Origin of the sequence: Paenibacillus sp. 22594, from assembly GCF_052044425.1 — a bacterium.
In the GTDB taxonomy this organism is placed as follows: domain Bacteria; phylum Bacillota; class Bacilli; order Paenibacillales; family Paenibacillaceae; genus Paenibacillus_AQ.
In genome coordinates this window covers 1,202,021-1,215,128 of record NZ_JBQENA010000001.1, presented here as the reverse complement: position 1 = coordinate 1,215,128, position 13,108 = coordinate 1,202,021, and the positions used below count along the sequence as shown (strand labels likewise).

At 51.6% G+C, this 13,108-nt stretch carries 12 protein-coding genes; 9 read left to right on the top strand and 3 right to left on the bottom strand.

The annotated features are described in order from the left end of the window. Window positions 1-12: 12 nt before the first annotated feature. The gene (locus ACTJKB_RS05585) at window positions 13-435 is read left to right on the top strand and encodes a GNAT family N-acetyltransferase (RefSeq protein WP_440832336.1); all 423 of its coding nucleotides are present in this window, start codon (window positions 13-15) and stop codon (window positions 433-435) included. A gap of 107 nt (window positions 436-542) precedes the next feature. Beyond that, window positions 543-1,097: a hypothetical protein gene (locus tag ACTJKB_RS05580; protein ID WP_440832334.1), complete on the top strand. Its 555-nt coding sequence runs from the start codon at window positions 543-545 to the stop codon at window positions 1,095-1,097. A 112-nt stretch (window positions 1,098-1,209) separates the two neighbouring features. Here ACTJKB_RS05580 and ACTJKB_RS05575 read toward each other — a convergent pair whose 3' ends face one another. Next, entirely contained in the window at window positions 1,210-1,503 is a 294-nt protein-coding gene (locus ACTJKB_RS05575; RefSeq protein WP_440832332.1) for a phosphatidylinositol kinase, read from the bottom strand. 180 nt (window positions 1,504-1,683) lie between these two features. Here ACTJKB_RS05575 and ACTJKB_RS05570 point away from each other — a divergent pair, with 180 nt between their 5' ends. The 4 genes from ACTJKB_RS05570 to ACTJKB_RS05555 all read left to right on the top strand — a co-directional run bounded on the left by ACTJKB_RS05570 (window position 1,684) and on the right by ACTJKB_RS05555 (window position 5,506). Then, window positions 1,684-2,622 (top strand): aldo/keto reductase family protein, encoded by a 939-nt coding sequence (locus ACTJKB_RS05570; RefSeq protein WP_440832331.1) that lies wholly within the window; start codon window positions 1,684-1,686, stop codon window positions 2,620-2,622. 18 nt (window positions 2,623-2,640) lie between these two features. Then, window positions 2,641-3,663, top strand: coding sequence for an SDR family oxidoreductase (locus tag ACTJKB_RS05565; RefSeq protein WP_440832329.1), 1,023 nt, complete (start codon window positions 2,641-2,643; stop codon window positions 3,661-3,663). A gap of 67 nt (window positions 3,664-3,730) precedes the next feature. After that, window positions 3,731-4,390, top strand: coding sequence for a class I SAM-dependent methyltransferase (locus tag ACTJKB_RS05560; protein WP_440832328.1), 660 nt, complete (start codon window positions 3,731-3,733; stop codon window positions 4,388-4,390). Between the two features lie 123 nt (window positions 4,391-4,513). Beyond that, complete coding sequence (locus tag ACTJKB_RS05555) at window positions 4,514-5,506, top strand: CapA family protein (protein ID WP_440832742.1); 993 nt, start codon at window positions 4,514-4,516, stop codon at window positions 5,504-5,506. Between the two features lie 86 nt (window positions 5,507-5,592). Here ACTJKB_RS05555 and ACTJKB_RS05550 read toward each other — a convergent pair whose 3' ends face one another. Together ACTJKB_RS05550 and ACTJKB_RS05545 are read right to left on the bottom strand one after the other, a co-directional pair. Then, window positions 5,593-6,045, bottom strand: coding sequence for a hypothetical protein (locus tag ACTJKB_RS05550; protein WP_440832327.1), 453 nt, complete (start codon window positions 6,043-6,045; stop codon window positions 5,593-5,595). 22 nt (window positions 6,046-6,067) lie between these two features. Next, complete coding sequence (locus ACTJKB_RS05545; protein ID WP_440832325.1) at window positions 6,068-6,937, bottom strand: AraC family transcriptional regulator; 870 nt, start codon at window positions 6,935-6,937, stop codon at window positions 6,068-6,070. 109 nt (window positions 6,938-7,046) lie between these two features. Here ACTJKB_RS05545 and galA point away from each other — a divergent pair, with 109 nt between their 5' ends. The 3 genes from galA (at window position 7,047) to ACTJKB_RS05530 (ending at window position 12,945) form a co-directional block, all read left to right on the top strand. Beyond that, window positions 7,047-9,425 (top strand): beta-galactosidase GalA, encoded by a 2,379-nt coding sequence (gene galA, locus ACTJKB_RS05540; RefSeq protein ID WP_440832323.1) that lies wholly within the window; start codon window positions 7,047-7,049, stop codon window positions 9,423-9,425. Between the two features lie 174 nt (window positions 9,426-9,599). Continuing rightward, the gene (locus tag ACTJKB_RS05535; protein WP_440832321.1) at window positions 9,600-11,336 is read left to right on the top strand and encodes a sensor histidine kinase; all 1,737 of its coding nucleotides are present in this window, start codon (window positions 9,600-9,602) and stop codon (window positions 11,334-11,336) included. Between the two features lie 37 nt (window positions 11,337-11,373). Next, entirely contained in the window at window positions 11,374-12,945 is a 1,572-nt protein-coding gene (locus ACTJKB_RS05530) for a response regulator (RefSeq protein ID WP_440832320.1), read from the top strand. The last annotated feature ends 163 nt before the right edge of the window (window positions 12,946-13,108 follow it).

The window sequence follows — 13,108 nt, the reverse complement described above, 5'->3', positions numbered from 1 at the left end:
AGGATTAAGAATATGAGGGTAGACCGGGTTGTCACCGAAGAAGGGCTGCAGGAAGCTTTTAGGATTAGGCGGGAAGTGTTTGTGGAGGAGCAGGGTGTGGTGCTGGCCGATGAATTTGATCAACATGAGCAGGCTGCTGAGCATATATTGATCTATCAGGAAGAGGCAGCTGTGGGAACGGCCAGACTCCGGATTGTAGACGGCTGGGCCAAGCTGGAACGGATCTGTCTCCTTGCCCCATACCGCAAAAGCGGTCTGGGTTCTGTTCTTATCGCAACACTGGAGAAAATGGCGGCGGAACAGGGGCTGCGGCAAGCCAAGCTGCATGGCCAGAAGCAGGCCGAAGGCTTTTATCAGAAGCTGGGGTATGAGACGGGTTCACCCGTTTTCATGGAAGACGGAATCCCCCATGTGCTTATGGTTAAGAACTTATAATAGAAAGAACTGCACATGAATGTGGCGTTGCTGCTGTTTGATACCTTACAGGAAAGGGTAAGTTTTCTGTGGTTGGGTCATCTGACTACAGAGAGGAGTTGCAGACAATGAAGCCAATACGGAAGTTTGGCGTTGCAGGTTCTATTATTCTAAGTATCCTGTTGAGCGCTTGCGGTAATTCGAATGAAACAGCTGATCATGCTGTGGCAACAGCCAGCAATCAGCCGGCCAGTCCGGAAGCCAGTGCTCCCGCGGCTAGTGCAGAGGCCAGTGCAATAGCTAGTGCAGAACCCAGTGCATCAGCTTCTGATTCTTCTAAGAGCCAGGCAGCGGATGACGGAGTGAGACCGAAGTATCTGCCTGCTGATTTCCCGCTTCCCAAGGACGTGAAGGTTCAAACTTCCAGTACGGCGGAGAACGGCGGGAAGAAGTCTGTTCTGTTTATTTTTACCACTACAGAAGATATGGCTGCAGTGACCAAGATGTACAAGGATTATTTCGCGACTCAGAATCTGACCGATGCCGGCCAAACCATGGATGAGAAGAACCTGATTATCCAGGGAACGAATACCGGGAAGCAGGAGGAATGGTCGCTCATCGGCGGGCCATTGACCTCGCAGAAGGGTGTTATTGAACTTACGCTGAACTGGTCGGAGCTGTAGAATAGGACAAGCAGACTGACGAAAGGGCGCGCCGGTACTCCATTGGCGCGCCGTTTTTGAGTTGGCTGTTTATACTCACATAACTCATACAAAAGCTATTCCAGCTCCATCATTAGATGAAAAATGGAAGCAGGAACAAAGCAGCGATTGCACCAAAAGGTACGCGTCTCGGATAAAAACGGCGGCGTGGATAGAAACCCGGATAGTATCCAAATTGTCTGTAAGTAGACGCATTGGCAGGCATTCCGTTCATTTGCCCCATCATTTCGTTCGAAGGAATGGCCAGTGTAACATAGTCCTGATCAATATGAGCAATAAACCCGTCAAAATTCTGTCCGTCAGTAGTAGTTATACCCACATATTTATTCATACAGTTCCAAGCGAGTTGCTGATAGTTTGTATCCATGGATAGCCTCCTCAAATCATGTCTCGACAACAGTCTATGGACTGTAACCTATTGTGATCACGGCATATGCCCATAGCTCAAAAATATCGGGATCTATATATTCAATACAAACTATTTTAAAATGGATATGAAGCGCAAATTAACCGGACAAGAGCCGGAATCGAGAGGAGCATGTACAAGATGAAATACCGCAGATTGGGTGGAACCGGACTTAAGGTGAGTGAGATCAGCTTGGGAAGCTGGCTGACCTATGGAGGTTATGTAGAGCGGGACAATGCTGTTAAAGCTATTGAGACCGCTTACGGTTTGGGTGTGAATTTTTTTGATACGGCAAATGTGTATGAAAAAGGCGCAGCCGAAAAGGTGCTGGGTGAAACGCTGCGCGGTTTTCCCCGTGAATCCTACGTGCTGGCTACCAAGGTATTCGGTGTAATGGGAGACGGGCCCAATGACCGCGGCTTGTCCCGCAAGCACATTACAGAGCAGTGCCATGCCAGTCTGAAACGGCTGGGAGAAGATTACGTGGATCTGTTGTACTGCCACCGTTATGATCCCGAGACACCTATTGAGGAAACGCTGCGCGCGCTGGATGATCTGGTCCGTCAGGGCAAGGTACTCTATGTGGGTGTAAGTGAATGGACGGCCGCACAAATGGCGGAAGCATTGGCCGTTGCCGACCGTTATCTGCTGGACCACATCGTGGTCAATCAGCCGGTCTACAATATGTTCGAACGTTATATCGAAAAAGAGATTATTCCGCTGGGGCTGCGCAAGGGCATCGGACAGGTCGTGTTCTCCCCGCTGGCCCAAGGCCTGCTGACCGGGAAATACAGCTCGGTCTCCGATATTCCTGAGGACAGCCGCGCGGCGAAGCTGGATTGGATGCGCAAGGGGATTACCGAGGAGAAGATCGCCAAGGTCCGCGAGCTGGGTACAATCGCCGCTGAGCTGAATATTTCTGTCGGCAATCTGGCCCTGGCCTGGATTCTGCGGCAGCCGAATGTCGCGAGCGCCCTTGTAGGCGCCAGCCGTCCTGAGCAGGTGGAAGAGAACGTGCAGGCTTCCGGCATAGAACTAACCGATGATGTTCTGACAGCGATAGAAGCCATAATCAGCTAAGGAAAAGGAGGGTGACCGGTGAAGGTACTATTTATTGGCGGTACAGGACTAATTAGCGAGGCGGTCTCCAAGCTGGCTGTAGAACGGGGTATAGAGCTGTATTTGTTCAACCGCGGCCAACGGGACGAATTCGTACCGGAGGGGGCTAGGGTGATTCAAGGCGATATCCGCCATCCGCAGGAAGCCGCTGAGGTACTGGGCGGTTATGAGTTCGATGTGGTGGTGGACTGGATCGCTTTTACTCCTGAGCATGTGCAGAATGATATACAACTGTTCACAGGCAAGACGAAGCAGTATATCTTTATCAGCTCCGCTTCAGCTTATCAGAAGCCGCAGCAGAATTATCTGATTACCGAGGAGACCCCGCTTGCGAATCCTTATTGGCAGTATTCCCGCGACAAAATCGCCTGTGAGCAGCTGCTGCTGGAAGCCTATACGAATGGCGGTTTTCCAGTTACTATTGTCCGTCCCTCCCATACTTACGGGGTAACGGCGATACCGGCAGCCCTAACAAGCTGGGCGCATCCCTGGTCGCTGATCGACCGAATCCGCAAAGGTCTGCCGATCGTGATTCATGGAGATGGAACATCGCTGTGGACCCTGACCCATAACACAGATTTCGCCAAGGGCTTTGTCGGCCTGCTGGGGCAACCCGGGACGATCGGAGAAGCGGTTCATATTACTTCCGACGAGTCGCTGAACTGGAACCAGATCTATGCGGCTATCGGGAAGGCGGCTGGACATGAACCACAGGTTGTGCATATTTCCACCGATTTTATCACGGCCTTTGCCCCGCCGGGAACAGCAGATGGACTGATCGGCGACCAGGCGGTGAGCAGTGTATTCGACAACAGCAAGATTAAGCGATTGGTGCCGGATTTTGCCGCAACCGTTCCTTTTGCCGAAGGCATCAAGCGGTCTGTGGACTGGTTCGATCAGCACCCGGAGCTGTGCACCATCGACACTGAATGGGGTACTATGGTGGATAACCTGATTGCGAAGCATGATGTTGAAGCGAAGCCGCTCTCCTTTTACGTATGATGGCATGAAACCGGGATTCCTGAATATACTCTCACTACCGAATTTCCTCTAAAAGGAGTCCTGGCCTATGCCTACCCATCCGTATGTTTCCCGTTTTTTTGTGAATGCCGATGCCCGCCGCGATAAGCTTGTTTACGATTTGCCGGAATCCTGGTGGAGCCGGCCCTATGAATATGAATGGTGCACGAATTTCGTTTCCCCGCATGATGTGGTGCTGGATGCTGCCTGCGGGATCTCCCATCCGCTCAAGTTCTATCTTGCCAGCTACAGTGCGGAGGTTCATGCCTGTGACATGGATGCAAGAATTCTGTCCCGGGATGCCATCATGGAAGAAATTGCCGATGATATCGGAGAGGAAGCGGCACAGCTGGCGAGAGCAGCGCGGACGAACCGCCTCCACCTGGCCCATGCCAATCTAACCTCACTGCCGTATGAGAACGAGTTCTTCGATACGATCTTCTGTATCTCGGTTCTGGAGCACCTCTCTTTGGAGGATTCTGTACGAGCCGTTAGGGAATTTCACCGTACGCTGAATGGAGAGGGGCTGCTGGTGCTGACTTTTGACTATCCGACTGTTAATCTTTTGCGGATGAATGAAGTGCTGCTGCAGGCCGGATTTGAGTTCTGGGGGGAGACGAATTTCAAGCTTCCGGCGGATGCCGTGCGTACGGAGCAGTGGGGCGGGCTGAACTGTTTTCGGGCCGTGCTTAAAAAGGCGAGACTCTAGCATCTGCCCTTTATTTGGATATTCCTCTTTTCATATAGTAGAATAATAGGAGGTTACCAAATAGAGAGGGGTCAAAAGATTTTGCGCAGATTTGCAGTCATAACATTAACATTCATAGTACTTTTGCTGATTCCTGCACCTGCTGTTTTTAGTCAAGCTGCTTCCGCGGGTGATAAGGTTAATCTTGTTTTTGCGGGAGACATCCTGCTGGATGGCTTTGTCGGTGACCAGATCGCCAAGTACGGGGTGAATTTTCCGTTTGCCAAGGTAGCACCTGTTCTGAAGAAAGCGGATATTGCTTTTGCCAACCTGGAGACACCGGTATCGGTGAGAGGGCAGGCTGCCGAGAAGACTTTTGCGTTCCGTTCCAAGCCAACAGCTCTTGCGGGACTGAATTACGCGGGGATTGACGGTGTGACCGTGGCGAACAATCATATTCTGGACTTCGGACAGAATGCTATGCTGGATACACTCGTTCACCTCGACAAATACAAGATCGGGCATACCGGTGCAGGCAAGAATAGTAATGAGGCTTTTAGACCTTACACCCAGACGGTAAAAGGAAAAAAGATCGCCATACTCGGTGTAAGCCGCGTGCTCTCCAGCCCTTCATGGTATGCGGGGAAGAACAGTCCGGGCGCAGCTTCGGCCTATACGCCTGAGCCGCTGATGGGCGCAATCCAGAAATCGGCCAAAGAGAATGACTACACTATTGTATACATCCACTGGAACAACGAGTTCAAGGACTACCCTGAGAATTACGCCCGCAAGCTCGCGAAACAGATGATCGACAGCGGTGCGGATATCATTGTCGGCGCGCACAGCCACTGCCTGATGGGGATTGAATACTACAAGCACAAACCGATCTATTATTCGCTGGGTAATTTTGTGTTCAACCGTTCAACTCGCGGCGGCGACAAGACACTTCATTCTATGCTGGTGAACTTTGAGATCAGCAAGAGCGGTGTAACCGGCAGAATCACTCCGGTCAAGATTATCGGCGGCCAGCCCAATTTTATGGGAGAAGCCTATAATCAAGATACGATCAAACGGATGAACCAGCTCTCGTTCAATGCCCGTGTAGCGGCGAATGGAGCGGTTAGCGAAAAGCTCTGAACCGAAGTGCTGAACGGAACATTACTGAACGGAACACTACTGAACAGAACAGAATATCCATCCCAAAGCCTGAGCGATTAGCTGGATCATCGCTTGGGCTTTTTGCTGCTTAAGAGATCAGAGGTAAAAGTGCCTCTGAATTCAGCGCAGTCAGGAAAAATGAGGAAATGTGAGGTAAAAGTACCTTTGAATTCGGCGTGGGCAGGCAATATGGGGAAATGTGAGGTATAAGTACCTTTGAATTCGGCGCAGACAGGCAATATGGGGGAATCAGAGGTATAAGTACCTTTGAATTCGGCGTGGGCAGGCAATATGGGGAAATGTGAGGTATAAGTACCTTTGAATTCGGCGTAGGCAGGCAATATGGGGAAATGTGAGGTAAAAGTACCTTTGAATTCGGCGCAGGCAGGCAATATGGGGGAATCAGAGGTATAAGTACCTTTGAATTCGGCGCTGGTAGGCAATATGGGGGAATCAGAGGTAAAAATACCTTTGAATTCGGCGCAGGCAGGCAATATGGGGAAAGGTTGGGCAACCATTCAAGTTGCGTCAGGCACCAACCTAAAAGTCTTGGTTTGTGTTAAAGTCAGCCTTATTCCATAGATTCTCCCGGTACATTCCCGGTGCTATTCCGTAAGCCTTTTTGAAGGCACGGATGAAATAATTGGGCTCCAGTCCCAGGCGGCCGGCAATTTCTTTGATGGGCATGTCCGGATGTTCCTCCATCCACTTCACGGCTTGATTCAGACGCAGCCCCTGTAAATATACATGTGGAGTAATGCCGTAGGCCTCACGGAAAATCCGCATGAAATGCTGTACCGAGTAACCCACAACATGGGCTATGTTGGACATCTGCAGCGTTTCGGTGAAATGTTCCTGCATATATCCGGCGGCGCGGCGCAATGCTTCCTGTGCAGGGCTGCTGCTTGGAAGAGAAGCAGGACCAGAGGAGAGCTCGGCCATCTCCGACAGCATCAGGACAAATTCATAGAGCCTGCCGGAGATATATGCGGCTCGGGAGGTTTCCGACTGGTCCGCAAGCTCCCATAGCTGTTTCAGGGGATTCATCAGGGCCTCTGCGTCTGTCAGACGGATCACTGTGCTGAAAGGCAAGCCGCAACCGGTTACCAGCTCTTCCGCAATCCTGCCCCTGAACCCGATATACCCAATCAGCCAGGGTTCACCAGGGAGCGCATAGTATTCATGAGGCTGTCCCGCCGGCAGGATCAGCGCCTGACCGGCCCCGATAGTCAGGCTTTTCCCGTCCTTAAAGTGTACCCGGCCTTTGCCTCGGAATGCGATGAAACACTGTGGCACAAGATAACCGGACGGGCGGGAGATAGGATGCTGCACGTGACAGCCTATGTTGTACAGAGCCAACGGCAGCCGTTGGTTCAGATCATCCGCGGACAGGCGGAAAGGCAGAAGCATGCGTATCCCTCACCTTCAATTTGTGCTGTTCCATATTAGCATTGTGCTAACTATATTCTAATAATCTACTCTACAATGTGAATATAGTCTAGTAAGGAGGCGGTCGTTAGTGAGTGTGGCAGCAGGGAGATGCAGAAGCCGGTTTGATGAGGATTGGAGTTTTTACAAAGGGGATATCCGCATTCCGTATGCAGTCAAGGCCGGTATGACAGGCGGGATTACCGATTGTGGTTCCTTGCAGGAGGGGGAATGGCTGGATATTGCTTTTAACGATAAAGGGATGGGCCATCAGCAGCTGGAATGGGAGCCTGTATCCCTGCCGCATGACTGGTGTGTGGAGCAGCAGTATGTGCAGGATGCATCGCTCGGCTCGAGGGATGGCAGCCATGGCTATTTACCGGGTGGAATCGGGTTTTACCGCAAAAGCTTCGAGCTTCCGGCAGAAGGCGCAGAGCGTAAATGGACGGTATCCTTCGACGGAGTTTCGGGCGTGAGCACCGTATGGGTCAATGGACATTTCATTGGCGAGCATCGGGGAGGATACACCGGATATTCCTATGATCTGTCCAACGTGCTTCGTTATGGCGGCGAAGGCAAGAATGTCATATTAGTCAAGGTAGACGCGCTGGAGAATGAGGGATGGTGGTATGAGGGCTGCGGCATCTACCGCCATGTGTGGCTCGAAGAGACGGACCGCCTCCATGTAGCGGAGTATGGAACCAATATCACGACACCGGATGTGGGGGAGCAGCAGGCCCTGGTGCATGTCAGCACCCGTATTTGCAATGAATATTCAGAAGGCCGGGCGGTCTCTCTGCACACGGAAATTTACGATGCTGCCGGGAGACAGGTAGCTGCTTCTGCGGCGCAATCCGTTGTGGACTGGTACGAAGAGACGGAGCTTGAGCAAATTTTCACAGTGGAGCAGCCTTCGCTGTGGTCGCCGGAGCACCCGTACCTCTATAGAGCCATATCCATCCTAAAACACGAGGGAACCGTGGTGGACCGGTATGAGACATCATTTGGCATCCGTAGCATCCGGTTTGATCCGGAGCTGGGCTTTTTCCTGAATGGAGAACCGCTGCTGATCAAAGGCACCTGCAATCATCAGGATTTTGCGGGAGTGGGAGTGGCGCTGCCTGACAGTATCATTGAATATAAGCTGAAGCTGCTTAAAGAGATGGGCTCTAACAGCTACCGCAGTGCTCATCATCCCCCTACCCCTGAACTGCTCGATCTCTGTGACCGGATGGGCATACTGGTGATGGATGAGAACCGCAAGCTCGACAGCAGCCCGAATGGCATAGCCCAGCTGAAGCGGATGCTATACCGGGACCGTAATCATCCCTCCGTGATCATCTGGAATCTGGAGAATGAGGAGGTTCTGGAAGGCACCGTAACCGGCAGACGTATTCTGAAGACGCTCGCGGATACCGTCCGCCGGATCGATCCAACGCGCCCGACCTCAGCGGCTATGAACCATGGCTGGTATGAGAATGGATACAATGAGGTTGTTGATATTACAGGCTACAATTACGGACACCGGGATCATCTGGATATCTGGGATCATGAGCTGCATCCGGAGCGCCTTATGATCGGCAGTGAATGCGCGAGCTATACGGTAACCAGGGGCATATACGAGGATGATCCGGTGCGCGGCTATTGCTCCGAATACGGCACGAATATTCCTTCGTGGGGCTGTACTCCGCAGCGGGCGTGGAGCGATGCCCTGAACAACCGTTTTCTCACCGGGGTATTCATGTGGACCGGGTTCGATTACCGCGGAGAGCCCACCCCCTACCTGTGGCCATGTGTGAATTCCCATTTCGGGCTGATGGATACCTGCGGTTTCCCTAAGGACAGCTATTACTACATGCAGGCCGTCTGGAAGGACGAGCCTATGGTTCATCTGCTGCCGCATTGGAATTGGCCGGGTTCCGAGGGACAGCCGGTAGAAGTGAGGGTGTTCTCCAATGCCGCTACAGTTGAACTGATTCTGAATGGCAGAAGTCTGGGTGAACAGCAGGTTGAGCGGACAGGATATTTGTCATGGGAAGTCATCTATGAACCAGGAGAGTTAAAAGCGCTTGGAACACGCGATGGCCGGATCGTCGCTGAGAAAGCGGTGGTTACGGCAGGCCAGCCGCATCAGATCTGCCTGTACCCTGACCGGACTGAGGTTGAAGCAGACGGCTCGGATACCATTCCAGTCCGCGTGGCTATAGCGGATGAACAGGGGCATATTGTTCCAACTGCAGATCATGAAATCCGCTTCGAAGTGGAAGGCGCTGGAATTCTTCTTGGGGTAGGCAACGGCAATCCCAGCAGTCATGAGCCGGATAAGGCGCCCGTGCGCCGGGTATTCAATGGCTGGTGCCTGGCCTTGATCCAGTCTTCCACCGAAGCAGGTCCGATTACCGTGCGGGCAGTCTCAACAGGACTTGCACCGGCAGAGGTGGTATTGCATTCATTAATGGCTCCTAAATAGCAAAAACCAGCGACGGAAGGAATTCCGGCGCTTTTGCTGTATCTCTCGACTGAAACGGATGCCGCCTCTTTCAGAGGACGGCGAAGCCATTTATTCTTATGCCTATTTATTTCTGGGCATGGGGACGTTAATATAGACATACCGAAATCCATACCAAAGGATGTTCTGCAACTGATGCCCAAGCTGAAGAAATATATGCCTTTCACCTATAAAATGATGGTTCCCTATTTGCTGCTGGTTCTTCTGACCGATGTAACTATCGGCTATATCTCCTATTCCATGCTTACTGATTCGCGGACGGAGATGGCTGAGTCGAACATCCGGACGGGAATGGAGCAGTCAAGGAACAATATCCGATATCAAATGGACGAAATTCAGCGGATGTCGGACAACCTGTTCGGCAGCCAGCCGTTTCAGCGCGCCCTTGAGCTCAAAGGTACACCGTTTGATATCTATCTCGCCATGATCGACCAGATCGTTCCGCAGATCACGGCACCGCTGCAGCTGTTCGGGAACAAGATCCGTTTCATGCTCTATACGCCAAACAGTGATCTGAACATTGTATCCGGCGACAATCTGAATGAGCCGATCATAGACAGTGATTATTATATTCTGCCGCTTAAGGATATCGCTGATAGCGAGTGGTACAAGTCCCTCAAAGATTCGAAACGGGACAATCTCTGGCTGCAGATTGATACGGACAAGAAGCTGGGTAACCTTTCGCATGTCCGCAGACTGCTCAATTTCAGCGATTATAAAACCGTGATCGGCTATGTTCGTATCACCGTATCCCTTGAGGATCTGTTCGGGGGCTTTGACACCTTCCCGCTGGAGGAGGGAATTACCCTCCGGCTTGTGGAAGAGACCACCGGCGATATTCTGTTCCAGCGCGGCACGGCGAATTATGATGAACCGGGCAGTAATTTCCTGAGTCTGCATGAAAAGATCCCCGGCAGCAGCTTCGTCATCGAATCTCTGGTGCCCTATACGTATTTAACGAAGGATGCCGGCAGGCTGCGCCGTGTAATTTTTGCAGTATGTGCCCTTAGCTTCCTGGTGATGACGGTGATTGGCTATGTGGTGGCGCGTCTGTCCGGGCGCAAGATGAGCCGGATCGTGGGGCTAGTGCGGTCCTTCCAGGAAGGGAACTTTCAGAAGCGCATCCGCTTTTCGGGCAATGATGAATTTGTACAGATCGCGGACTCCTTCAATGTGATGGCAATCAATATTCAGGAATTGATCAACAGCGTGTATGTGCAGGGCATCCAAAAGAAGCAAGCGGAACTGGAAGCGCTGCAGGCGCAGATCAATCCGCATTTTCTGTATAATACACTTTCAACGATAAGCAGCCTGGCAAACCTCGGGGAGATTGACAAAGTCACAGGAATGGTACAGGGACTCTCGCGCTTTTACCGGTTAACGCTGAATCAAGGCAATGTCTATATTGAACTGGAGAAGGAACTGGAGCAGGTCGCCACGTACCTTGAAATCCAGCGGGTTAAATATGCGGATGCGTTCACGGTATATGTGGATGTAGACGAGGAAATTCTGCACATGCAGGTTATCAAGCTGGTACTGCAGCCTTTTGTTGAGAATATCTTCAAGCATGCTTGGTTTGGGGAGACGATTGCGATCCGGCTGACCGGCCGGCGGATAGGCAGTAATCTTGAGCTGAAAATCATCGACAATGGAATTGGCATGCGCCCTGCGGACATCAAACGAATGATGCAAGGACCGAGCCAGGCCGGGGGTTATGGAGTGAAGAACGTGAATGAGCGAATCAAGCTTAGATACGGGGACAACTACGGAGTGACCATTGCGAGTTATTATGGTGCGGGCACAACCGTTCAACTGCTGCTTCCCGCCGGGATGAAGGATAATGAGGAGCAGGATGTAGAATTTGCCCCATAAATTGCAGCTTGTACTGACACAGGAGGAACATTAAGATATGAGCATTAACGTATTGCTGGTGGACGACGAAGCCATTGATCTGGAATGGATGCGCCGAAGAGTGCTGGCCAGCGGATTAAATATTACCGTAGTGGGCACCGCGAGCAGCGGCTTTAATGCGCTGAAAATTATGGAGGAAGTACAGGTCGATATTATTTTATCTGACATCCGGATGCCGATTATGACCGGTACTGAATTTGCGCGCAAGGCCAAGGTGCTGAGTCCTAAGACCAAAATTGTGTTCATCAGTGGACATGAGGATTTCAGTTATGCCAAAGAGGCCATCGAGATCAATGCCTCGGGATATTTGCTGAAGCCCGTTCAGGATAAGGACTTGTACGAAATGCTGCGGACACTTTGCACCAACATGGAGCAGGAAAGGGAGCAGGACCGCTCCTTCACCGAAGCCTTGTCTCTGGTGAACAAGGAGCTGCTTCTGCGCTGGTTCGATGAGGCATCACCTGAGCCAGCGGAGCCGCATCTGCGGAGTCTTCTGATTCCCTTGCTGCAGAAAGGTGCAGCAGCGGCGGTTGTGGAGATCGATGATCTGGAGTGGAAAATGCGCGATTGGTCCGAGGAAGACACCCGGAGCATTACGCGGCAAATTGCCGGGGTGATTAAAGCCTTTGTCGAGGACGCCAAGCTGGGCATCTGGATTGCTGTCCACCATACCCGGTTTGTCATTCTGTCTTCACTCCCGCAGGACAGCTTTCTGAGTCTGCTGGAGGAATTGATCCGCAAAGTAGCAGATTCATCCCCCTGCACGGTAACCGTAGGTGTAGGACAGTATGCAGCACAAGAGGCAGGATTGCACGGGTCCTATCAGCAAGCGCAGGCGGCGCTGAGTGCGAAGTGGCTGCTGGGCAAGAACCGCCTGATTCGCGATACCATACAATCTTCGCCAAAGGGAACACCCGGCGGGCATATTGAACAAACGGTAGATCAGCTGCTGGAGGCCATCATCCAGTATGATCTCGTAGCGATAGATGACCATCTGATGGTTTTGTTCACGAAGGACCTTCCCGGCGCCGGAAGGAAGGAAGTCTACGAGCTGATCATCCGCATTACCTCCAAGCTTCATGCTGACCTTCAGCAGCAGAACGAGAATCTGTACGAGCTGCTGCAATGGGAATCCCATCAGCCGGATATTCTGTTCCAGTTCGAGACCATCCATGACATCCTCTCTTGGATGCGGCGCAGGTTCTTCGAGCTATCGGAGCTGCTGTACGTGAAGCGGCAGCGGCAGAAGCGCAAGCTGATTGATGAGATTATGCGTTATGTTGAGGAGAATTTGGAGAAGAAGATTACGTTAAAAGAGGTGGCAGCCCATTTTGACTTCACTCCTAATTACTTGGGCTTTCTGTTCAAGGAGGAATATGGGCTTCCCTTTAGTGAATACGTGAATGAACGCAAGACGAACCGGGTATCCGAGCTGCTTAGCGATCCGACTCTCAAAATATATGAGATCGCCGAACGCATGGGCTACAAAAACATTATCTATTTCAACCGGCAGTTTAAACAGATCACGGGCATGACGCCGGGAGAGTACCGCAAAAAGCATAAAATATAGCCGCAAAAACGTTGCCCCGGCCGTTTTCAGACCCCGGGCAACGTTTTTGCATTTTAGAAAAGCATATGTTTCAACCGATCGTTGAAAAAGTATTACTTTTAGTTGATGGGCTGAATCCACACCAGGTAAGCGGTTCTCTATAATAAAGCTATAGAGAAAAGTG

What these genes read in the sequence shown, in the direction of transcription:
- ACTJKB_RS05570 (WP_440832331.1), top strand. Translation starts at nt 1,684, where the DNA reads ATGAAATACCGCAGATTGGGTGGAACCGGACTTAAGGTGAGTGAGATC.
- ACTJKB_RS05535 (WP_440832321.1), top strand. Translation starts at nt 9,600, where the DNA reads ATGCCCAAGCTGAAGAAATATATGCCTTTCACCTATAAAATGATGGTT.
- ACTJKB_RS05575 (WP_440832332.1), bottom strand. Translation starts at nt 1,503, where the DNA reads ATGGATACAAACTATCAGCAACTCGCTTGGAACTGTATGAATAAATAT.
- ACTJKB_RS05545 (WP_440832325.1), bottom strand. Translation starts at nt 6,937, where the DNA reads ATGCTTCTGCCTTTCCGCCTGTCCGCGGATGATCTGAACCAACGGCTG.
- ACTJKB_RS05550 (WP_440832327.1), bottom strand. Translation starts at nt 6,045, where the DNA reads ATGGTTGCCCAACCTTTCCCCATATTGCCTGCCTGCGCCGAATTCAAA.
- ACTJKB_RS05580 (WP_440832334.1), top strand. Translation starts at nt 543, where the DNA reads ATGAAGCCAATACGGAAGTTTGGCGTTGCAGGTTCTATTATTCTAAGT.
- ACTJKB_RS05585 (WP_440832336.1), top strand. Translation starts at nt 13, where the DNA reads ATGAGGGTAGACCGGGTTGTCACCGAAGAAGGGCTGCAGGAAGCTTTT.
- ACTJKB_RS05560 (WP_440832328.1), top strand. Translation starts at nt 3,731, where the DNA reads ATGCCTACCCATCCGTATGTTTCCCGTTTTTTTGTGAATGCCGATGCC.
- ACTJKB_RS05530 (WP_440832320.1), top strand. Translation starts at nt 11,374, where the DNA reads ATGAGCATTAACGTATTGCTGGTGGACGACGAAGCCATTGATCTGGAA.